General features: G+C 42.7%; 21 protein-coding genes. 13 read left to right on the top strand and 8 right to left on the bottom strand.

Annotation, left to right across the window (positions count from 1 at the left end):
- Positions 1-203 precede the first annotated feature (203 nt).
- The gene (locus ACNQO6_RS14970; protein ID WP_440209474.1) at positions 204-1,352 is read left to right on the top strand and encodes a DUF1624 domain-containing protein; all 1,149 of its coding nucleotides are present in this window, start codon (positions 204-206) and stop codon (positions 1,350-1,352) included.
- A 101-nt stretch (positions 1,353-1,453) separates the two neighbouring features.
- Here ACNQO6_RS14970 and yghU read toward each other — a convergent pair whose 3' ends face one another.
- Complete coding sequence (gene yghU, locus ACNQO6_RS14965; RefSeq protein ID WP_440209473.1) at positions 1,454-2,305, bottom strand: glutathione-dependent disulfide-bond oxidoreductase; 852 nt, start codon at positions 2,303-2,305, stop codon at positions 1,454-1,456.
- Positions 2,306-2,421: 116 nt separating this feature from the next.
- A complete protein-coding gene (locus tag ACNQO6_RS14960) occupies positions 2,422-3,336 on the bottom strand; it encodes a LysR family transcriptional regulator (protein WP_325779674.1) in 915 nt (304 codons plus the stop codon).
- A 111-nt stretch (positions 3,337-3,447) separates the two neighbouring features.
- Between ACNQO6_RS14960 and ACNQO6_RS14955 the strand changes: the two genes are divergently transcribed.
- Positions 3,448-3,879, top strand: a complete 432-nt coding sequence (locus ACNQO6_RS14955; protein ID WP_440209472.1) for a CidA/LrgA family protein — start codon at positions 3,448-3,450, stop codon at positions 3,877-3,879.
- A gap of 11 nt (positions 3,880-3,890) precedes the next feature.
- Complete coding sequence (locus tag ACNQO6_RS14950; RefSeq protein ID WP_440209471.1) at positions 3,891-4,580, top strand: LrgB family protein; 690 nt, start codon at positions 3,891-3,893, stop codon at positions 4,578-4,580.
- An 81-nt stretch (positions 4,581-4,661) separates the two neighbouring features.
- Here ACNQO6_RS14950 and xseB read toward each other — a convergent pair whose 3' ends face one another.
- The 3 genes from xseB to ACNQO6_RS14935 all read right to left on the bottom strand — a co-directional run bounded on the left by xseB (position 4,662) and on the right by ACNQO6_RS14935 (position 7,631).
- Positions 4,662-4,865 (bottom strand): exodeoxyribonuclease VII small subunit, encoded by a 204-nt coding sequence (xseB, locus tag ACNQO6_RS14945; RefSeq protein WP_440209470.1) that lies wholly within the window; start codon positions 4,863-4,865, stop codon positions 4,662-4,664.
- Positions 4,840-6,117 carry an exodeoxyribonuclease VII large subunit gene (gene xseA, locus ACNQO6_RS14940; RefSeq protein WP_440209469.1) on the bottom strand — a complete coding sequence of 426 codons (1,278 nt, stop codon included), beginning with the start codon at positions 6,115-6,117 and terminating at the stop codon, positions 4,840-4,842. Before xseA ends, xseB begins: the two co-directional genes overlap by 26 nt.
- Before the next feature lie 155 nt (positions 6,118-6,272).
- Positions 6,273-7,631: an amino acid permease gene (locus tag ACNQO6_RS14935; protein WP_440209468.1), complete on the bottom strand. Its 1,359-nt coding sequence runs from the start codon at positions 7,629-7,631 to the stop codon at positions 6,273-6,275.
- 141 nt (positions 7,632-7,772) lie between these two features.
- Between ACNQO6_RS14935 and ACNQO6_RS14930 the strand changes: the two genes are divergently transcribed.
- The 8 genes from ACNQO6_RS14930 (at position 7,773) to ACNQO6_RS14895 (ending at position 14,272) form a co-directional block, all read left to right on the top strand.
- On the top strand, positions 7,773-8,096 hold the full coding sequence (locus ACNQO6_RS14930) for a hypothetical protein (RefSeq protein ID WP_440209467.1): 324 nt from the start codon (positions 7,773-7,775) through the stop codon (positions 8,094-8,096).
- On the top strand, positions 8,093-8,518 hold the full coding sequence (locus tag ACNQO6_RS14925) for a hypothetical protein (RefSeq protein WP_440209466.1): 426 nt from the start codon (positions 8,093-8,095) through the stop codon (positions 8,516-8,518). The genes ACNQO6_RS14930 and ACNQO6_RS14925 overlap by 4 nt, the downstream gene beginning before the upstream one ends.
- Before the next feature lie 244 nt (positions 8,519-8,762).
- Positions 8,763-9,422: an amino acid ABC transporter permease gene (locus ACNQO6_RS14920; RefSeq protein ID WP_038345077.1), complete on the top strand. Its 660-nt coding sequence runs from the start codon at positions 8,763-8,765 to the stop codon at positions 9,420-9,422.
- A complete protein-coding gene (locus ACNQO6_RS14915; RefSeq protein ID WP_032866812.1) occupies positions 9,412-10,083 on the top strand; it encodes an amino acid ABC transporter permease in 672 nt (223 codons plus the stop codon). The genes ACNQO6_RS14920 and ACNQO6_RS14915 overlap by 11 nt, the downstream gene beginning before the upstream one ends.
- Positions 10,080-10,811: an amino acid ABC transporter ATP-binding protein gene (locus tag ACNQO6_RS14910; protein WP_440209465.1), complete on the top strand. Its 732-nt coding sequence runs from the start codon at positions 10,080-10,082 to the stop codon at positions 10,809-10,811. The genes ACNQO6_RS14915 and ACNQO6_RS14910 overlap by 4 nt, the downstream gene beginning before the upstream one ends.
- Positions 10,812-10,829: 18 nt before the next feature.
- Positions 10,830-11,732, top strand: coding sequence for a transporter substrate-binding domain-containing protein (locus tag ACNQO6_RS14905; RefSeq protein WP_440209464.1), 903 nt, complete (start codon positions 10,830-10,832; stop codon positions 11,730-11,732).
- A 34-nt stretch (positions 11,733-11,766) separates the two neighbouring features.
- Positions 11,767-12,633: a cysteine ABC transporter substrate-binding protein gene (locus ACNQO6_RS14900; RefSeq protein WP_440209463.1), complete on the top strand. Its 867-nt coding sequence runs from the start codon at positions 11,767-11,769 to the stop codon at positions 12,631-12,633.
- A gap of 232 nt (positions 12,634-12,865) precedes the next feature.
- Entirely contained in the window at positions 12,866-14,272 is a 1,407-nt protein-coding gene (locus tag ACNQO6_RS14895; RefSeq protein ID WP_440209462.1) for a molybdenum cofactor biosysnthesis protein MoeA, read from the top strand.
- 74 nt (positions 14,273-14,346) lie between these two features.
- On the opposite strand, the gene ACNQO6_RS14890 is transcribed toward ACNQO6_RS14895, so the two are convergent.
- Positions 14,347-15,570, bottom strand: a complete 1,224-nt coding sequence (locus ACNQO6_RS14890) for an MFS transporter (protein WP_440209461.1) — start codon at positions 15,568-15,570, stop codon at positions 14,347-14,349.
- A 150-nt stretch (positions 15,571-15,720) separates the two neighbouring features.
- Between ACNQO6_RS14890 and ACNQO6_RS14885 the strand changes: the two genes are divergently transcribed.
- Positions 15,721-16,497 carry an AraC family transcriptional regulator gene (locus ACNQO6_RS14885; protein ID WP_440209460.1) on the top strand — a complete coding sequence of 259 codons (777 nt, stop codon included), beginning with the start codon at positions 15,721-15,723 and terminating at the stop codon, positions 16,495-16,497.
- 91 nt (positions 16,498-16,588) lie between these two features.
- A complete protein-coding gene (locus tag ACNQO6_RS14880; RefSeq protein ID WP_440209459.1) occupies positions 16,589-17,740 on the top strand; it encodes a winged helix-turn-helix domain-containing protein in 1,152 nt (383 codons plus the stop codon).
- Between the two features lie 205 nt (positions 17,741-17,945).
- Here the strand turns inward: ACNQO6_RS14880 and ACNQO6_RS14875 are convergent, their stop codons facing one another.
- Entirely contained in the window at positions 17,946-19,196 is a 1,251-nt protein-coding gene (locus tag ACNQO6_RS14875; protein WP_343581424.1) for an MFS transporter, read from the bottom strand.
- A 63-nt stretch (positions 19,197-19,259) separates the two neighbouring features.
- Positions 19,260-20,411 carry an acyl-CoA dehydrogenase family protein gene (locus tag ACNQO6_RS14870; RefSeq protein ID WP_440209458.1) on the bottom strand — a complete coding sequence of 384 codons (1,152 nt, stop codon included), beginning with the start codon at positions 20,409-20,411 and terminating at the stop codon, positions 19,260-19,262.
- Between the last annotated feature and the right edge of the window lie 113 nt (positions 20,412-20,524).

Below are 20,524 nucleotides of genomic sequence, written 5' to 3'. Positions count from 1 at the left end.
AATATATAAGGTAGATTGTTGGGCACAATGATCTGCCTTTTTTATTTGTCATTACATCTAGATTACATTAATCAATGTATCGAAGATCACAGCGAATTTTTGTGTTAATTCAATGAATTTTATCTTTCATTTGCCAGCCATTATTTCATTCAATCACTAATTATTGTTATGATATAACATAACTTTAATTTATTTATGATTTTATGTCTGATTTATCTCAACGTTTACAAGCGATTGATGCACTAAGAGGGTTAGTGATTCTGATCATGATGGTTGATCATGTACGGGAAACCTTTTACTTACATCATCAAGTTCCGGATCCGATGGTGATTTCTGAAACAGAAGGATCACTGTTTTTTAGCCGGGTTTTAGCCCATCTTTGTGCACCCGTTTTTGTGGTGCTGACCGGTTTATCTGCTTATCTCTATCAGGCCAAGAATAATAGTATTACGATGACGCGCGAATTTTTGTTGAAGCGTGGTTTATTTTTAATTGGACTCGAACTACTGATTGTCAATTTCGCGTGGACAGGTAAATTCCCGCCCGATGTGATTTATTTACAAGTCATTTGGGCCATTGGTTTTAGTATGATTGCCTTGGCATTACTCATTGGCTTGCCACAAAAACTGCTGTGGGGCATTAGTTTGCTGATCATTTTTGGGCATAATTTAATGGACCATATTTCATTCGCACAGGGTTCTGTGATGAATGCGGTATGGTTGGTCTTACATGAACGGGGCTGGATCAACTTTGGAGATGTGCTACGGGTCAGAACATCGTATCCCGTGTTGCCTTGGATTGGTGTGATTACTTTAGGTTATGGTCTTGGCCAGGTTGTTTTTGGCAAACCGAAGACGACTCAGCAAAAGAATCGTATGCTCTTCACTTTTGGTTTGATTGGCATTGCTTTATTTTTCGTATTAAGGATGCTCAACATTTATGGTGACCAAGCTTGGGAAATGATGCCAACGTGGAGTGAAACATTGATGAGTTTCCTGAACTTGACCAAATATCCACCTTCATTATTTTTCATTTTATGGAATGTGGGTATCGGACTTATTATTCTGGTCTTATTACAGAAGATTGAAACCAAAAACTGGGTCAAGCCTTTAATCATCTTTGGCTCGGTACCAATGTTTTTCTACATCGTGCATTTATTTGTACTTAAAGCCTTATATATTATTGCTGTAGGTATTTGGGGACATAATTATGGCGATTATTATGGCGTGGATCACATGGCGACAGTGTGGGGGATTGCTGTGATTTTAAGCATTGTTTTATATCCGGCGATGCTGAAATTCTCTTCCTTTAAACATCGTAATAAGCATATTCCGTTGCTTAAATATTTTTAGTTTATTGAAAATAGAGTTGTTTTCTCATATTCAGCTTGAATGAGATCGACTATTTAACGATTCAGAAAAACCTCTTGTCTAAGCCAAGAGGTTTTTTACTCTCATTGCAACTTATCTTGGGTTTTGGTCTCAAAGTCACTGGCATCATGCCGATCATGCAGTTGACTGGCTAAATCGCCAAAAGTACGATTCACCATACGACCACGTTGTACCGCAGGGCGCGCCAGTATGGCATCGGCCCAGCGTTGCACATGTTGATACTGATCGACGCTTAAAAACTCATCCGCATTATAAACCCAGCCTTTGACAACGCTGCCATACCACGGAAAAGCCGCAATATCGGCAATGCTATATTCCTGACCTGCGAGGTATTCGTGCTTTGATAAATGTTGGTCTAATACGTCCAGTAAACGTTTAGTCTCCATCGCAAAACGGTTAATCGCATATTCAATTTTTACGGGCGCATAGGCATAAAAATGTCCTAAACCCCCACCAATATAAGGTGCGCTGCCCATTTGCCAGAATAACCAGTTTAAACATTCGGTGCGTGCAGCAATGTCAGTGGGAATAAAGGCTTTAAATTTTTCAGCCAGATAGAACAGGATTGAACCTGATTCAAATACCCTGAGGGGTGGATTTTGACTATGATCCACCAAGGCGGGAATCTTAGAGTTCGGATTAATTTCAACAAAGCCGCTACCGAATTGTTGGCCTTCACCAATTTTGATTAACCATGCGTCGTATTCTGCCTCGACATGTCCAAGCGCGAGTAATTCTTCTAGTAGAATCGTGACTTTTTGTCCGTTCGGAGTGGCAAGTGAATATAACTGTAATGGGTGCTTTCCGACCGGGAGCTTGTGCTCATAGCGACTCCCTGAGGTGGGCTGGTTGAGATCAGTTTTTTCGCCAGTCCATTGCCAGACTTTAGGTGGGATATAGTTTGAATCCTTCATTTTTATTGGCCATATCATGAATCGATTGATTCAGTGTAGGTGAGCCAGCGCAGGATTGAGTGGGTTTTTTGTGGCAAAACTTTAACCGTTTTTGAATCAACAAGACTGAAGCCTGATTAATCAGATTTTGATTGCATGATCTGAAAGTGTTGATCAATCACATGTAGCCAGGCCTGTACTGCCGGAGAGACGGGCAGATTCTTTTTCCATGCCATAGCCAGATGCCACTGAATATTTGGCTTTTCTAGGGGAATGGCGGCAAATAAATCGGGATCGAGCATGTCGGTATAATATTGCGGTAACAGGGCAATACCCATACGCTGCAGCACCATATCTGCCAGCAGGTTCCATTGACTGGTACGGCAGGCAATGCTTGGGTAGAAACCATGCTGTTCACAGGCATCCAGAATAATACGATTCAGCGAGAAGTTTTCAGGAAACATCAAAAAGGATTGATGCTGTAATTCTTCTAGATGTATTTTCTTTCGTGTTGCCCACGCTGCGTCTCGTCTTAATAGTACCATCAACGGATAATCACACAATTCAATGCTATTAAAAATGTGCTGGTCAAAAGGATGCAGCAACACGCCTACGTCCAGTTCATTATTTAATAACGCCTGTTCAATTCCTTTGGAACCGACCTCAAGAAAGGCAAGCTCGATCTCTGGCCATTGTTGATGATAATCAAATAGGGCGGTGGTCAGCAGTTGCGAGCCTAAAGGCGGAACTCCCAACTTTAAAGTGCCAGTTTTTAGTTGCTGATAATTTTCGATTTCCAGAAAAATATTTTGTTCTGCTTGAAGAAGTTCGAGTGCATGTTGATAGATGCGCTGGCCAATTTCCGTCAGTTCAACCTGTCTTTTTCTGCCGTGTTCAGGTTTTACCAAGAGCTGTACCTGCAGTTGTTCTTCCAACTGCTGCAAGATTTTACTGATGGTCGGTTGAGTCAGATAGAGCTGTTCTGCGGTACGGGTAAAACTTTTGGTTTTGACTAGCGTGACAAAGCATTGAAGTGATTTGAAGGAAAGCATAATAAAGGTAATATTATTCCGTTTAGGCATAATATTAACATGAATAATTCATATTTTCCGAATAGCACTGGGCTAGCATAATGAGGTAGTTCACTAATTTATTTGCTTGTCATGAGTACTGAATCCACTTCTGCAACGTTTTCTCCCAATAACTTGTTCACATTGCTCAAACAGATTTTAATTCTGGCGGCTTTTTGGGGCGCAGGCTATATTCTGCATCAACAACTCGGTGTCCCGATCTCCGCAGGGATTTTAGGCATGTTGTTATTGCTGATCTGTCTGTCTCTAAAACTGATTAAAATAGAGCAGGTGGCCATGGGGGCTACGGTGGTTTTAGGCGAGTTATTGCTATTTTTTGTACCTGTAGTTGTTGCCGTAGTCCAATACAAAACCTTATTTATGACTGAAGGCTGGCAGATTGTACTGAGTATTGCCTTAGGCACAATTCTGGTGATGTTGAGCACCTGCTTAACCATTCATTATTACAATCGTCTCAAAAGCTATTTGCAAACACGTAAAGCGTTTCAGCATAAGCATATCTAAAGGCATTTCACATGAATATCTGGTCAATCCTGTGTCTGATCTGGACGTTGCTCGCCTATGTGGTTGCAAAACGCCTCTATCAGAAACATCCTAAATTATGGCTTTCACCTGCGATTAGTGTGCCGGTGCTCACGATTGTATTGATGACGATTTTTGGCATTTCCTATCAGACTTATGCCCAAGATACGCAATGGATCGTGAATTTGCTTGGACCAGCAACGGTTGCCTTTGCTGTGCCTATTTACCGCTATCGCGATACCATCCGTAAAAACCTGGGGGTGTTATCCATCGCGATCATTGTCGGCATGAGTGTGGGGGTTATGTCGGCTTATGAGATGGCACAACTGTTTCATTTCAGTCCCGAAGTCACCAACAGTTTGATGGCCCGTTCAATTTCAACACCTTTTGCGATGATTCTCGCTGAAGATATTCATGGTTCGGCTGCACTGGTGTCGTTATTTACCGTAATTACCGGCTTGGTCGGGATGATTTGTGGCGATGCTATTTTAGCATTCACCAAAATCCGTTCAGCGGTAGCCAATGGTGCCGCATTCGGTAATGCAGCTCATGGTTTTGGTACAGCCCGGGCGCAGCAACGTAATAGTGAGGAAGGGGTGATTGCCAGTTTAACCATGGTGATTGCGGGTATCCTGATGGTATTGGTCGGGCCGTTTGCCATTCACCTATGGTTATTAATTTAAGTCTTGAATTGACTGTTACATAAGAAAATAGGGCGTGAGTCAAAGCTGATCGTTAATCACAGCAATTGGCCTTTGGGTTCTCTATGACTCACTGTCCTTAAAGGTTTCATTCAAGGCCAGTTGCACTGCATCGACTCTGGATTTACAGGCTTTATAAGCCGTCATTGATTCCTCGACGATTTTCATTAAATTATCAATATCCGGTTGTTCCTGCGCTTCCAGTAGTTCGGCATTTTTTTTTAATAATGCATAACCGTCTTTAAAACTTAGTTCTTTCTTCATCATGGTCAATCACCTCGGTAAGCTTGGCATGGATATAGCCATCCTGCATTTCAATAGATAGGGATGAACCCGCTTGATGGATAGAGCGAATCGCCTTGTTTTCACTACGGACAATGCCATAACCCTTGGCGAGTACGTTTCTGGGATTTTGCAATAAAGTTTCCCGCATCAAGGTTTCGATTTGAGTCGAGGCCGTTTTGAGTTGCTGCTTGGCAAAATATTGTAGTGTTGATCTGGCAACCTGAAGCTGCATATGGCTGGTGCTGATCTGGTTCTCAGCCTGTGACCTGATACGATGAATCAACTGCTCATTCTGGCTTTGATAAGCCGTAATCTGATGTTGAGACAGCAATTTGATGCTTTGAAAATATTCCATCACTTCTACAGAACGTTGCGAGATCAGATTGCGGATACCTGCAATCACCTTACTTGGCGTATCGAAGGAACGATGCGCAATTTCATCTAAAATGGTTCGATCTTTTTCATGTCCAATCCCGACCCAAATCGGTACTTTACGTTTACATAGCAGGGCGGCCAGATCATAGTCATTTAAATAGGCCAGATCGTTGACTGCACCGCCACCTCGAATGATCACGATCAGGTCGGGCGGAATGGTGTAATCTGCTGCCCATTGACGTAGTCCTGTGCCTAAGGACTCCATAATGCTATTGGCTGCGGTATTCCCCTGAAAAGTCGCGGTGTGATAGACAAAAGTGCAGACACCTGCTTGCTGTAATGCGTCGGCATCTTTCTTAAAGTCACCTAATCCAGCTGCATTTTCGGGTGCAATCACCAATACATGTTCAATATCAAATGGTGTGGGAAGCGCTTTATTGAGGGCAAGTAAACCATCACTGCTGAGTCTGGCCAAGATTTGCTGATAACGTTTGGCAATATCACCGAGGGTAAAACTCGAGTCGATATCTTCAATATTGACAGAGAAACCGTATTGCGGATCGAAGCGAGCCTTGATTTTAATCAATACATTCAAATCTCTGGATAGCTCAATGCCACTTTCACGCTCGAACTTCAGCACGATTTTTGCGGCAGTAAATTTCCAGATCGTGGCTTTACAGCTGGCAATGACTTTGTCGGTGTCCTGTTCTTTTTCAGCCAGTTCAAGATAATAATGTCCACCCTTGATACTGAGATTGCGAATCTCGGCTTTCACCCAGACTGGCTCGTCAAAGGTCAGGCGAATGATTTCCTGTACGGTTGCTAGATAGTCGCTAAGAGAAAGTTGCGGTTCAGACATTAGGTCGGACAATGAATAGGATAGGGCTATAGTAGCAAATGGATTAACCTGATAACAAATCAGACCTATCTTGTTTTTATATATTTTTGATAAGTCATAACGCATCTACAGTCTATTTTTAAAGATTGCTGTAGATGCGTATTGTGAGGTAGATATTAGAGTGATTTATTCCATTTCAAGAATTTAAATAATCCAAACATAAACATGATCCAGACCGGAATTAAAATCACTGATTCCTTAAAGCCTTGCGTCCACATGATATATAAAATCATCACGATAAATGCCAAAACCAGATAATTACTCAGGGGTGAGAATAGGGCCGGGAATTTGACGGTTTTGCCTTGTTCCTGAATGGCACGTTTAAATTTTAAATGGGTAAAGCTAATAATGGCCCAGTTTAGGACCAGCGCTGCAACCGCCATATACATCAAGTGGCTTAAGGCTTGTTCCGGTACAAAATAATTCAGTAATACACAGCCAAAAATCAAAATCGAAGAAAAGATTACCGCAGGCATCGGCACACCTTGTTGACTGACTTTTGCAAAAACTTTTGGGGCGTTGCCTTGAACAGCCAAGCCATACAACATCCGGCTATTGGCATACATGCCGCTGTTATACACAGAGAGTGCGGCGGTTAAAATAATAAAATTGAGTAAATGTGCAGCCCAATCAATCCCGAGTTGGCTAAAAATCATCACAAATGGGCTTTTATCCAGACCGCCCAAATCCAGTTGATTCCATGGAATGAGTGACATGATAATGGCAAGCGAAGCCACGTAGAAAATCAGAATCCGGAAGATCACCTGATTGATAGCTTGCGGAATGCTTTTCTCAGGATTTTCTGCCTCGGCAGCAGTCATACCGATCAATTCAATGCCACCAAAAGCAAACATTAAAAAGGCCAGCATATAAAACAGACCAGAGAAACCATGCGGGAAAAATCCGCCGTGTTGCCATAAGTTGGTGAAACTAGCAGTAGAATCAGCTCCTGCAGTCAGCAACAGGTACAGACCGAACACAATCATGGAAATGACAGCAACGACTTTGATAATGGCTAACCAGAATTCAGATTCGCCGTAAAACTTCACATTGCCTAGATTTAAGCAGGTCACCACAATGAAGAAAAACAAGGTCGAGATCCACGCTGGAATATGTGGCCACCAATAATGGATATATTTGGCAATGGCTGTCAGCTCAGTCATTGCCACCAGAATATAGACGACCCAATAATTCCAACCCGATAAGAAACCAGCAAATCTTCCCCAATATTTTTGTGAAAAATAACTAAAAGAGCCTGCGACAGGTTCTTCTACAATCATTTCACCCATTTGACGCATGATCAGAAATGCGATCAGGCCAACAATGGCATAGCCCAAAATAATCGAAGGGCCAGCAGACTGGATCACTTGAGCAGAACCTAAAAACAGACCTGTACCCACCGCACCGCCCATAGCGATTAGGTGGATATGACGATTTTTAAGCCCACGTTTTAATTGGGGAGAGGAAGTACTCAAAATAAGATGCGCTGAACAAAAAAGAAGTGATTGTAATGGATTGTGAGGGGGGCGACTAGTTTGAAAGTGAGAATATAGGCCTAATTTTCTCATACATTTTTTACTAAAATATTTAAAGAAGGCAATATTTTGTTGAAAATAATGCCTTGGCTAAAACCATCGATTTCTTCAGGGGCGGCTGTTTATAAAGGTGCTTCTAATGATGATATTTATACAGCTTTTAAAGAAATAGCTGGAATTAGAACGTTACCAAGCACAGGTAACCCAATGTATCAACCGATTAAAGGAAAAACTTCATTAAGTGGTCAGCCTGGATACATTATTCGTGTACCTCAAGCAGATGGTAGCACCGTGGTATTAAGGAATTTCTCTTTATCACAAGATGTTTCAAAAGCGCGATTTACAATTGAGATTCAAAAGCCTGCTGGGATAAACAAGCGTACTCTGGAGTTAAAGTTTCAATGAATCAAATAGATGCAATTATTTATAATCTAAAAAAGTATAATCTTACTATGGGCTTGGCTGATTTGTGGTTTGCCTGTAATTCTGATGCAGTTAAGGAGGAACATCCCAATATCTCAATTGAATATGATCCAGAAGCAGCATTTTTTAAAGCCTTATTAGTACTATTGGAAAGTGGTGACTGGTGTTTATTTTATACATTGAATAGTCAAGAGCCGTCTCTAGATGGTGAGCATCTCACTGGTTCTCCACAAGAGCAAATTACGTTGCTGAAACAGGCATGGGTGGGTAAAGCAGAAATGGATAAAATGGATGAAGAAAATGGTTATTTAGGGTGGTATTTTTTAATACATTGTCCGTATTCATTGGCCCATAAAATATATGACGAAAGCGGTTATTTTTTAAAATGGTGCCATGCCGAATAAGTTTTATAGTTTAACTTCATTTTCTTGTTGAAATATGATTTTTTATTTAAGAATGGCGGTATTTAATCTGAAATATCGCCACTTTTTTATTTTTTACTTAACTAAAAAATCATCATTCCAATTTCAGCAAAGCTTAGCAAATAATAATATTTTATGTGAATTTTCAACCAGATTAGACTCATCCAAAGATAAATAACAACAATGTATTTATCAAAAGAATCAATTTTTCATTCGGATGTTTTCTTTGGATTGGCAGTATATACAGAGTGTGCTGCCGCAGTTCTATGCGGCCACCCTCATGACCTTAAAAATCTCCTTTATCGGTATCGTACTCTCTATTCTGCTTGGGCTGATCTGTAGCATCATCAGCACATATCAGGTTCGGATACTCAATAAAATTGTCAAAGTTTATATCGAGGTTTCCCGCAATACCCCTTTGCTCATTCAGCTATTTTTTCTCTACTACGGTTTGCCCAAGATTGGCATCAAACTGGATGGTTTTAGCTGTGGTGTGATTGGCCTGACTTTTCTTGGCGGTAGCTACATGGCAGAAGCTTTCCGTGCGGGTTTGCAGTCTGTTGCGCAAGGGCAAATTGATTCGGCCAGAAGTGTAGGATTAAACGCCGTGCAAGTCTTTCAATATGTGGTATTTCCCCAAGCGTTATCGCTGTCCATTCCTGCCATTGGCGCAAACTGTTTGTTCCTGATTAAAGAAAGCTCGGTTTTAAGTGCCATAGCAGTGGTAGAACTTCTGTTTGTGACCAAAGACCTGATCGGGATGGATTATAAAACCACCGAAGCTTTATTTCTGTTAATCGTGGCTTATCTGATGATCTTGCTACCTGTTTCAGCACTGACCAGTTATCTGGAATATCGCAGTCGCAAGGTGAGCCATGGGACTTGAGTATTTATTTCAACCGAGCCATGTCGAACGTTTGCTGTATGGCTTGTTGCAAACCATTGAAATTGCCTTTTTATCGGTATTTTTATCAGCCATTTTCGGCACCATTTTTGGCGTGATCATGACCTCTAGAAATTTGCTGGTCAAGATCCTGTGCCGTTTCTATCTGGAAACCATTCGGATTGTACCGATTCTGGTGCTGTTATTTGTGTTCTATTTTGGTCTGGCGACATGGTTTAACTGGCAGTTGTCATCATTTTGGGTCTGTATTTTTGTCTTTACCTTATGGGGAACCGCGGAAATGGGGGATCTGGTTCGTGCTTCTATCACTTCGATCGATCAGCATCAACGTGATACAGCTTATGCCGTAGGTCTAAATCATGTACAAACTCTGGTTTATGTGATTTTTCCGCAAAGCCTAAAACGGGTTACCCCGGGCGCACTGAATCTGTTTACTCGGATGATCAAAACCAGCTCTCTGGCGGTATTGATCGGTATGGTGGAAGTGCTGAAGGTAGGGCAGCAGATTATTGAAAATTCATTATTGACGGTCCCTAGCGCATCGTTATGGATCTACGGTTTTATCTTTATTCTTTATTTCCTGATTTGTTATCCATTATCGCTTTTAGCAGCGCATTTAGAAAAAGTGTGGGAAAACGCATGACTTTGTTATCGATACGGCATTTACATAAATTTTATAAGCAAAGTCAGGTATTGCATGGCATTGATCTGAATGTGCAACAAGGTGAAGTGGTAGTGATTCTGGGGCCATCCGGTTGTGGAAAGAGCACCTTGTTGCGCTGTATCAATGGGCTGGAACCGATTCAGCAGGGAGAAATTCAGCTCAAAGATGTGGGCGTGCTTGGGCAGGACTTGCCTTGGGATAGCGTACGTCAGCAGATTGGTATGGTGTTTCAGAACTATGAACTTTTCAAGCATATGAATGTGATTGATAACATTCTGCTGGGTCCGCTAAAAGCACAAAAACGCCAACGTGCAGAAGTGGAACAACTGGCAGATCAGTTATTGCAGCGCGTGGGTCTACTGGATCGTAAATATGATTATCCATCTAATCTATCAGGTGGGCAGAAACAGCGGATTGCCATTGTCCGTGCCTTGGTAATGCAGCCCAAAGTCATTCTACTGGATGAAATTACTGCGGCCTTAGACCCGGAAATGGTACGCGAAGTCCTAGATGTGGTACTGAAACTGGCACAAGAGGGCATGACCATGCTGATTGTTACGCATGAAATGGGCTTTGCCCGCAAAGTGGCAGATCGCATTATTTTTATGGACAAGGGCCAGATTATCGAGCTAAGCACCCCTGAGGATTTTTTTAAGCATCCGCAGACGGAACGGGCCAAAACTTTTTTAAATATCTTGAATTATTAAAAGCAATCAGAGGACGTGATGAGATTACATTTAGTCGCCGGACGATCTGGCAATACATCGAAAATAAAAACGGTAAGGCTTGGCATTAGCTGTGTGCTGGTGGCAGGCATATTAACAGGGTGTAATAAACCGGCTTCATCAGAACCCAAAACGAGTACAGCAGATAGCTCCTTGGAGCAGATCAAGAAAAATGATGTGCTACGGGTTGGAGTGTTCGCGGATAACCCGCCGTTTGGTTATGTGGACAGTGCTGGTAAAAATCAGGGCTTCGATGTCGCCTTGGCGAAGCGTGTGACCAAAGATTTGCTCGGAGATGAAAATAAAATCCAGTTTGTCGTCACAGAAGCAGCCAATCGGGTTGAATTTTTAAAGTCAGACAAAGTCGATGTGGTCTTTGCCAGCTTCTCTGTGACACCCGAACGTCAACAGGTGGTGGATTTTTCCCAACCTTATTTAAAGGCATCACTAGGCATTGTTTCACCTAAAGCCACAGCCATTACCGATGTGAAAAGTCTGGAAGGCAAAACTTTAATTGTGAATAAAGGCTCAAGCTCGGACAGCTATTTCACTAAAAACTATCCAAAAGTGAATTTGTTGAAGTTTGAACAAAATACCGATGCGTTTAATGCCCTCATCGATGGTCGGGGTGATGCGATTTCCCAAGACAGTACCTATGCCTTGGCATGGGCTGCCAAGAATCCGGATTATGTGGTCGGTATTCCACAGATTGGCAATGAAGATTTTATCGCCGCAGGCGTGAAAAAAGGCAATACCCAATTGCTGCACTGGCTCAATGATGAAATCAAACAGCTACGCAGCACGGGCGAAGTTCAAAAGATTTATGACCAAACCTTAAAGCCGATATACGGTGAAAAAGTGAATCCTAATATCTTTTTAGATGTCGATTTAGCGAAGCAATAACATAAATGAAAAGGTTAAAAATAGAGGTAACGATATGCAGACAATAACATTCTCAAATATTCAAAAACTGTTGCTGGCTTCTGTATTCAGTCTGGGTCTCACCGCATGTAACAAGACGCCACAGTCGGCAGAAAAATCAGCAGATAGCTCAGCTCAGGTTTCCAGTATCGAGCAGATCAAGAAAAATGGTGTGGTACGTATTGGGGTGTTTAGCGATAAGCCGCCTTTTGGTTATCTGGATGCACAAGGTAAAAACCAAGGTTTTGATGTGGAAATTGCCAAGCATGTGGCCAAGGATTTATTGGGAGATGAAAACAAGGTTCAGTTTGTGCTTACAGAAGCTGCCAATCGTGTTGAATATTTGAAAGCTAATAAAGTCGATATTATTTTTGCCAATTTCACCGTGACCCCTGAACGTAAGCAAGTGGTGGATTTTGCCAAGCCTTATTTAAAAGTTGCCTTAGGTGTGGTGTCTCCAAAAAATAAACCGATTACGGATATCGCTCAATTAAAGGATCAGACTCTATTAGTGAATAAGGGCACCACAGCGGACTCTTTTTTTAGCAAACAACATCCTGAAATTAAGCTGCAAAAATATGAGCAAAATACCGAAACCTTTGATGCACTAAAAGATGGTCGTGGTGCTGCTTTGGCCCATGACAATCTATTGGTACTGGCCTGGGCGAAAGAAAATCCAAATTACGCCGTCGGCATTACCAATCTGGGTGAGCAAGATTTAATTGCACCTGCTGTACAAAAAGGCAATAAAGAATTGCTGGATTGGTTAAACCAGGATTTAGAAAAGTTGGCTAAAGAGGGGGTTATTCATCAAGCTTATGAAAAAACTTTAAAACCTATTTATGGTGAGGGTATCCCAGCCAAAGATTTGATTATTGAATGATTTAAATTACCTTCAAGATTATAAAAGTATATGTTTTAAGTGTTTATATATTAAGCGCTATTTTTCTAGTAAATCATTTAAAATGCCCTGGCTTTTTTGCTGGGGCTTTTTCTTTAATATTTTTTATTCTTCAGTATGAAGGGATAATTATATTTTTAAAAGCTGTCATATTTTTATCATTATAAATAATAGAGTCGTACTTACTTTATCAGTACACTGCGGAATAATATAGATGTTCAATCGATTGCCTGTACCTGAAAACCTTCCCTGTAGATTAACGGATGCCTTTTACCGCATTCATCAATATTTACCAAAAGGAAATGTAAAACAGCGGGTTAAGCTGGATGATGCACTTAACCAGATCAATACCGACGATCATTATGCATTACAGGATTTTCCCCTGCACAATTTTTCTGCCTATGAAGGCTGGGGCATTGATTCGAATATCACTCAGCAGGTTAGTTCAAAAAATCTGGTGATAGAAAGAGATTTGTATTTCTGGACACAGCAGCTATATCACTCTATTAATCCTTATAAACTCGATCTGGACAGATATATAATCAAGATCCCTAAATTTACCAGACTTCCTGAAGGGGTAAATACTATTATTTTAGAACAGGATAAACGCTTAGATTTCTCTGGTAAGAGCAGCGGTGTAAAAATAAAAAAAACGATTGCGCCGATGCAAGGTGTTATTCAACAAGGCAGTGTGTTTAAACAAGGCGATTTAATCCTTGCAAAAAATCAGAAAATTACACCTGAACGCTTAGTCGCACTCAGACGTGCGGGTATTACAGAGCTATCTATTTATCGACACCCTAAAATCCTGATTGTTAATATGTTTCCTTTCGATGAAGCGGGGGAAATCAGTGAAGAATGCTTATACCTCAAAGATTTGCTAAAAACATGGGGGTATGGTGAGGTTGAGATTAAACCGCATAAACCGGCACGTTATGACGGAGCATTTAATTACCATCAAGAAGCTGGACATCCCGCATTAGATGGAAGCTTGACTTCCGCTTGGGACGAATATCATCAGTTTTTTGATGAGCAAATTCCTGAGTTTGACATTATTTTATGCTGGTCACCTTTAAATCATTATGGTTCTGGATTAGGGCTTTCAAAGCTGGCTAACTTTTATCAAGGCAATGGTGATGGTCCCGTTATGACACGTTGTGTGCCAGCCAGTGAATTCCGGATTTTTCAGAGTAATGACCGAAGCCCTAGACTCTCTCAGGTCGTAAACCGTTATGGTGAACGTGGGCAGCTAAGGGAAATACGGACAGAGATCACTGAAGATCGAACGACAATTATCAGCCTACCGGGTAATATGCATGATGTTGCGTTGTTGATGCACGTATTTGTGAAATATATTTTAAATAAGCATGATCCTGATTTTTTTGAGAATCTATATTTGCAAGGCAGGATCGACCAGCAGCTTGAGTCTGATCCAATGTATAGAACATTATTATGGGGACGCTACCAGTTTGAAGCAGATGATCAATATTCGCTACAGGTCATTCCACAACAAGCTTTTCAGATCGATGGTTTTGCTGCTGCCAATTGCATTATCATTGTCCCATTTGCAGAGCCGCCGATTCAGTCTGGTGAATCTGTATATTTTATTAAAATAGATTAGGTCTGAATCACTTTAATGTTTTACAGGTCAGACAACAGTCGAGAGTGGCTGTTGTCTGATAGGGAAGATAAAAATTACTTTTTAGTGTTGGGTAATAACGCAGTCATAAAACCTAACAAAGGTAAGAAAGAACAAAGTTTATAGACCCAGACAATGCCATGTGTATCTGCCAAATGGCCTAAACCTGCTGCACCAATTCCGCCAATGCCAAACATTAGTCCAAACATTAAGCCTGCGACCATGCCCACCCGACCGGGTACTGCTTCCTGAGCATAGACCACCAACGCAGAGAAAGCTGAAGACATCACTAGACCAATGATAATCACCAGAATGGCAGTTCCCGTTAGGCCGACATAAGGCAACATCAGGGCAAATGGCGCAATCCCCAGGAAAGACACCCAAACCACGGCTTTACGTCCGATACGGTCACCGACTGGACCACCTGCAAAAGTACCGAGTGCAACAGCACCTAAAAATATAAATAGGTAGAGCTGAGAGGTTTGAATTGAAACATTAAATCTTTCAATGAGGTAAAAGGTAAAATAGTTGGTAATGGCTGCGATATAAATAAACTTGGCAAATAGTAAAATACAGATCACGGCCATAGCCTGAATGACCTGTTGACGCGTCAAAGTCGACATAGCACGTTGACTGGCGAGGCGTTGTACTGGTGCTTGTTTAACCAGCCATTTGGTTACGCGTAACAACACAAAAATAGCTAAAGCAGCGACTAAAACAAATAAGCCAATTGCACCTTGTCCGTGAGGAATAATCACGGCAGCAGCGACTAAGGGGCCAAGGGCTGAACCGGTATTTCCGCCAACCTGAAACATGGATTGCGCCGTACCAAAACGGCCACCCGAGGCCGTGCGCGCAATACGAGAAGCTTCAGGGTGAAAGGTGGATGAACCCACCCCAATCAGTGCCGCAGCAAAAAGTAGGCTGTGATAACTGCCTGCTGTTGCCATCAGTCCAATACCAATGAGCGTGGCAAACATCCCGGCAGGGAGTAAATACGGTTTAGGATGTTTATCGGTATACAGGCCGATCCACGGTTGTAATAATGAGGCCGTGATTTGATAAACCAAAGCAATCCAGCCAATCTGGGCAAAACTCAATGAAAACTCTGCTTTGAGCAGGGGATAACTTGCAGTGACCACCGCCTGAATCGAGTCATTTAAGAGATGGGCAAATGCGACTGCACCGACAATACCTAACACGAATTTTTGTGGTTGATCTTGTGGCGGAAATTGCGCTTGTGGACCTGTGTTCTCAAGCGTTCCTGTATGATTTGCCATGTGTGCTCCAACATGCTGTTTTAGCTTAAATCGTGATATTGAAGAAGGTTTGTTTTTCAGCATTCATATCCTAAACTGAACTGAAAGCGGCCCACAATCATATTTGGGACATATAGTATCGAGTTCAGGCCATTTTGAAGGACCAAGGCAATGCGTAATATTCAGGTCAACGATTTTGAGGATGTCGCCCGTAATGTGATGGCGACGGGCAATGATTATGTGGATGGCCAGATTCTGGCAAGCCATCGTCATGCCCGGGGACAATGCCTGTATGCGATCACAGGGGTATTAACCGTCACGACCAGTAAAGGCAGCTGGGTGGTGCCGCCAAAACGGGCACTCTGGATTCCCGCTGGAATTGACCATGAGGTACACATGGGGGGACTCACCAAAACCCGTAGTGCCTATATACTTCCAGACATTGCAAGTAAGGCAGGTTTGCCTGGTGATTGTGCGGTGATCAATGTATCGCCGTTATTACATGAACTGTTATCTAGCGCTGTAGATTTGCCTGCTGAATATGAACTGGGCGGGCGGGATGACTATTTGATGCAACTGATTATTGCAGAAATTGCCTTGATGCCTGAATTGCCGTTGAATGCACCTTTGCCACAAGAGCCACGTCTGGCAGCATTATGTCTGCAACTATTAAAAGCACCGAGCTTAGATCATGATCTGGATGAGATAGCCGAACAGGTCGGGATGAGCCGTCGTAATTTTACCCGAATTTTTCGGCAACAGACGGGGATGAGTTTTAGTCATTGGCGGCAACAGGCTTGTTTACTCAATGCCTTGACGCGTATGGAGCTGGGCCAGTCGATTACCGAGGTGGCAATTGCGCTTGGTTATAGCAGTAGCAGTGCATTTACAGCAGCGTTTAAACGTTCTTTAGGTCAGGCGCCACGCTTTTATATACAGGCCAAATAATCAGGCCGGATGTGTTAATGTATAGGGGCTGGGTTGACTCAATGCATGAGCCTTCCTCTGGATTCACGAAAACAATATAAATGATAAAACTATGCTTTCATTATTAAAAGCTTTGGCCTTGTCTCATCAAGGTCTGCACAAAAATGACATATTCGGTGAGGGATTATCCGGAACCCTGAACGCGATTGAACATCTGGGTTATGTGCAAATTGATACCATTTCAGTAGTTGAGCGTGCCCATCACCATGTCTTGTGGAATCGGGTGCCTGATTATCAGCTGGACCATTTAAATCAGCTGGTGCAACAGCAACAGATTTTTGAACACTGGGCGCATGCAGCTTCTTATCTGCCGATGCGGGATTATCGTTATGCCATACCGTTGATGAATGCAATCCGAAATGGCGAAAGCCGCTATTTCAGAGCAGATCAGCGTTTGATGAATGAAATTCTGGCACGGGTCAGGGCAGAAGGTAAAATTCAGCTTCGACAGATGGAAAAGCAAACGCGGGAAGGTTCCGCTGGCTGGTGGAATGCCGGACCAAGCCGAAAAGCGCTTGAACAGTTATTTATGCAAGGCGACCTGATGATTTGTGAGCGTAACGGGATGGAGAAAGTCTATGACCTGACGGAGCGTTGTCTACCTCCGGGCATCGATCTCAGCACACCGACTTTGCATGAATATGCTGATTATTTATTAAAAATGAATATACGGGCCCATGGCGTATTTACCTGGAAACAGTTATTACATTTAAAGGGAAAAGAGCTGCGTCATGTAATGCGTACTGTTCTGGATGACTATATTGATGCGGGTTTGGTGAAGGTTTTGCAACTCGAAAATGGACAGACGGTTTATGCTGCCAGCGCCATATTGCAACATCAGCCCATCATTCAGCCGGAACTTAAAATATTGTCTCCTTTTGATAATCTGGTGATTCATCGGGAGCGCTTGGATTGCTTATTTGACTTTAATTATCGCATCGAATGCTATGTCCCGGCCGCGAAAAGACAATACGGTTATTTTTGTTTACCGCTGTTGTATGCAGATCGCTTTGTGGGTCGTATGGATTGTAAAGTGCACCGACGTGAAAAGCGACTGGAAGTCATTGCTCTGCATTTGGAAGATCCGAATATGCAGGATCGGGAGGCTTTTATCAACGCTTTAGAGCTGGAGTTACAGCGTTTCGCTCAATTTAATCAGTGTACGATGATTGATGTAGAAAAGATCAGCCATTTAATGCGTTAACGCATGCAATTGATAGGTTTCTTTTTTAAACCTAGCCCTCGAGAGGACTAGGTTTACCTAAAAAGTTCAATCTTAGAGTGATCAATACCCTAAGCTTTTGGGTAAGAAGAAGATGAATTCTCCTGCATGAATACATTGAACAGATCAGTATATTCAAGCCATCATCGCGTATGTACGCTACCCCGTGATGTTCAGTCGTATCCTCTTAAGAGTTCTGTGGATCATATTGTTTTTCCTTGATAAACAGTGCCGGAATCACACCACAGATCAGGTAGGCTGCACCCATGACCACAAAACCCAAACCGATCGAACCGCCAGAGGCTAAAAAGCCGATGGTTGCTGGTGCAATTGCGGCACCTAAACGACCGACATTGTACGCACCGCCAATCGCGGTACCACGGATAGCAGTCGCGAAACTCTCGGTCATATAGGTTGCATTTACGCCGTATGGGATGCCATATAAGAAGCCGAATGTGACCAGCAAAAACAGAATATTGTCTGGAGAGTTATAAAACACAATCAGCGGGAGAAAAATCGCAGTGCCAATTGCACCAAAGGCGTAGGTAAAACGGCGGCCCAGTTTATCTGCCATCATACCTGCCAGTACTTTACCCAGAATCATGGCAGTATAAGTGCCGACCATATACGTGGTCATTTCCTTAAACTTCATGCCCAGTTCACTTTCCAGATAGGACGGCATCCAGTTATTTACGCCGTAATAACCGAACTGTAGAAAACCTGCGGTTAAAGCCCACAGAATAAACATGTTCCGATTACGTTTATCTTGAAAGATCAGTTTGAAGGCAGAAGCTTTTTCGGTATTTGCTGGGGCATTTGACTGTTTTAAACGGGACTGCTGCCATGCTTCAGGTTCTGGAACAAGCAGATGCATCAATACGGCAATCATGACCGGAACAATCGCGACATAAAACAGCATACGCCAGCCATGATCTGGAATAATCCAGCCAGCCAGAAGCGTTGCCACAATATATCCCACAGTCCAGCCAGCCTGTAAGGTGCCGAGTACAGTGGTACGATAACGGGTGGGAACATATTCTGCCATGAGGGTATTACAGGCAATATAAAGTGAACCCAGACCAAGTGAAGCAAAGAATCTTAAAATTCCGAATTGCATAAAGCTTTGGGTAAAACCCAAGCCACACGTTAATAGCGAAAAGGTGAGAATAGAAATCACAACGATGCGGACGCGTCCGAATTTATCACATGCCCAGCCGCCAAAAATCCCGCCAATCGCCATACCTGCCAAGGTAAAACTCCCCAGCATTCCGGCCTGAACCGAACTTAAGCCAAATTCTGCCTTGATACTGTTTAAGCTATAAGACAGCAGCATCAGATCGGCGCCATCGACCAGTAGAGCCAGAAAAGCAAAAATAAAAGCAATTTTCCAGGTGCGGGCCTGTACAGCGGAAACGGGTAAATTGTCGTGTGTAGCCATAATCCATTACCTACATTTGATTTTTTAAAGCACCTTAAGTCGTTTAAAGTGCTGGGGAGTTGATTAAGACGCCGCCCGGATCATGTTTCGGGCAATAATCATTTGTTGAATTTGCGTGGTACCTTCATATAAACGGAACAGACGGACATCGCGGTAAAAGCGTTCGATGGCATACTCACTGATGTAGCCGGCGCCGCCATGAATCTGTACACAACGATCCGCCACGCGACCGCAGATTTCAGTGGCAAACATTTTGGCGCAAGAGGCTTCTGTACTGACGTTTTGCCCGTGATCGCGTAAGCGTGCTGCATCCAGCACCATACATCGAGCTGCATAGATTTCGGCTTTAGAGTCAGCCAGCATGGCTTGAATCAGTTGAAATTCGGCAATCGGCTGACCGAACTGTTTACGCTCGATCGCGTAATTCAATGCATCATCCAGCATCCGTGTTGCTGCCCCGACACTGAGCGCTGCAATATGCAGTCGGCCTTTATCCAGAACTTTCATCGCCGTTTTAAAACCAACGCCTTCTATGCCACCAATCAATGCCGAAGCGGGTACGCGACAATTTTCAAAAATCACATCACAGGTATGCGCACCTTTTTGTCCCATCTTTTTATCGCATTTACCGAGAGAAATCCCCGGGGTGCTGCTGTCCACGATAAAGGCCGAAATACCACCTGCACCTTTAATATCCGGACTGGTTCGTGCCATCACTGTAAATACACCTGCATGCGGTGCATTGGTAATAAAGCGTTTGGTTCCATTTAAAATATAAAAGTCACCATCTTTTACTGCACTGGTTTTTAAAGATGCCGCATCAGAACCAGCATCCGGTTCGGTCAAGCAAAAAGAACTGATCACTTCACCACGTGCTAAACGGGGTAAGAAAAAAGATTTTTGCGCTTCCGTCCCATCAAGAATGAGTCCACTAGAACCAATGCCATTATTCGTTCCAATAAGAGAACGAAAAGCAGGAGAGGTACGACCAAGTTCGAAGGCGATATAGACTTCTTCTTCCATGGTCAGCCCAAGACCGTCGTATTGTTCTGGAATGGTTAAACCGAATAATCCGAGAGCTTTCATTTGCTCAACGATATCTTTAGGAATGTCATCCGTTTCAGCGACTTCATTTTCATGAGGAATCAAGACACCTTCAACAAATTGCCGAATCATATCGACCAGCTGGTTCAGCGTTTCCTGATCACGAATCATAGTCATATCCTTTGTACATACAGCTAAAAACAGCCATACGGTGTTCGTAAAATCATCAATATTGATGCGATAGTAATCAAAGAAAAGCCGCAAAACAATATATTTTGAAAGTA

This window comes from Acinetobacter calcoaceticus, from assembly GCF_051947995.1.
Classification (GTDB): Bacteria; Pseudomonadota; Gammaproteobacteria; order Pseudomonadales; family Moraxellaceae; genus Acinetobacter.
This window is presented reverse-complemented; position numbering and strand designations above follow the sequence as displayed.

Bases quoted from the DNA above. Each gene is read 5' to 3' on its own strand.
- ACNQO6_RS14970 (WP_440209474.1), top strand. From the start codon at position 204: ATGTCTGATTTATCTCAACGTTTACAAGCGATTGATGCACTAAGAGGG.
- yghU (WP_440209473.1), bottom strand. From the start codon at position 2,305: ATGAAGGATTCAAACTATATCCCACCTAAAGTCTGGCAATGGACTGGC.
- ACNQO6_RS14960 (WP_325779674.1), bottom strand. From the start codon at position 3,336: ATGCTTTCCTTCAAATCACTTCAATGCTTTGTCACGCTAGTCAAAACC.
- ACNQO6_RS14955 (WP_440209472.1), top strand. From the start codon at position 3,448: ATGAGTACTGAATCCACTTCTGCAACGTTTTCTCCCAATAACTTGTTC.
- ACNQO6_RS14950 (WP_440209471.1), top strand. From the start codon at position 3,891: ATGAATATCTGGTCAATCCTGTGTCTGATCTGGACGTTGCTCGCCTAT.
- xseB (WP_440209470.1), bottom strand. From the start codon at position 4,865: ATGATGAAGAAAGAACTAAGTTTTAAAGACGGTTATGCATTATTAAAA.
- xseA (WP_440209469.1), bottom strand. From the start codon at position 6,117: ATGTCTGAACCGCAACTTTCTCTTAGCGACTATCTAGCAACCGTACAG.
- ACNQO6_RS14930 (WP_440209467.1), top strand. From the start codon at position 7,773: ATGCCTTGGCTAAAACCATCGATTTCTTCAGGGGCGGCTGTTTATAAA.
- ACNQO6_RS14925 (WP_440209466.1), top strand. From the start codon at position 8,093: ATGAATCAAATAGATGCAATTATTTATAATCTAAAAAAGTATAATCTT.
- ACNQO6_RS14915 (WP_032866812.1), top strand. From the start codon at position 9,412: ATGGGACTTGAGTATTTATTTCAACCGAGCCATGTCGAACGTTTGCTG.
- ACNQO6_RS14910 (WP_440209465.1), top strand. From the start codon at position 10,080: ATGACTTTGTTATCGATACGGCATTTACATAAATTTTATAAGCAAAGT.
- ACNQO6_RS14905 (WP_440209464.1), top strand. From the start codon at position 10,830: ATGAGATTACATTTAGTCGCCGGACGATCTGGCAATACATCGAAAATA.
- ACNQO6_RS14900 (WP_440209463.1), top strand. From the start codon at position 11,767: ATGCAGACAATAACATTCTCAAATATTCAAAAACTGTTGCTGGCTTCT.
- ACNQO6_RS14895 (WP_440209462.1), top strand. From the start codon at position 12,866: ATGTTCAATCGATTGCCTGTACCTGAAAACCTTCCCTGTAGATTAACG.
- ACNQO6_RS14890 (WP_440209461.1), bottom strand. From the start codon at position 15,570: ATGGCAAATCATACAGGAACGCTTGAGAACACAGGTCCACAAGCGCAA.
- ACNQO6_RS14885 (WP_440209460.1), top strand. From the start codon at position 15,721: ATGCGTAATATTCAGGTCAACGATTTTGAGGATGTCGCCCGTAATGTG.
- ACNQO6_RS14880 (WP_440209459.1), top strand. From the start codon at position 16,589: ATGCTTTCATTATTAAAAGCTTTGGCCTTGTCTCATCAAGGTCTGCAC.
- ACNQO6_RS14875 (WP_343581424.1), bottom strand. From the start codon at position 19,196: ATGGCTACACACGACAATTTACCCGTTTCCGCTGTACAGGCCCGCACC.
- ACNQO6_RS14870 (WP_440209458.1), bottom strand. From the start codon at position 20,411: ATGATTCGTGATCAGGAAACGCTGAACCAGCTGGTCGATATGATTCGG.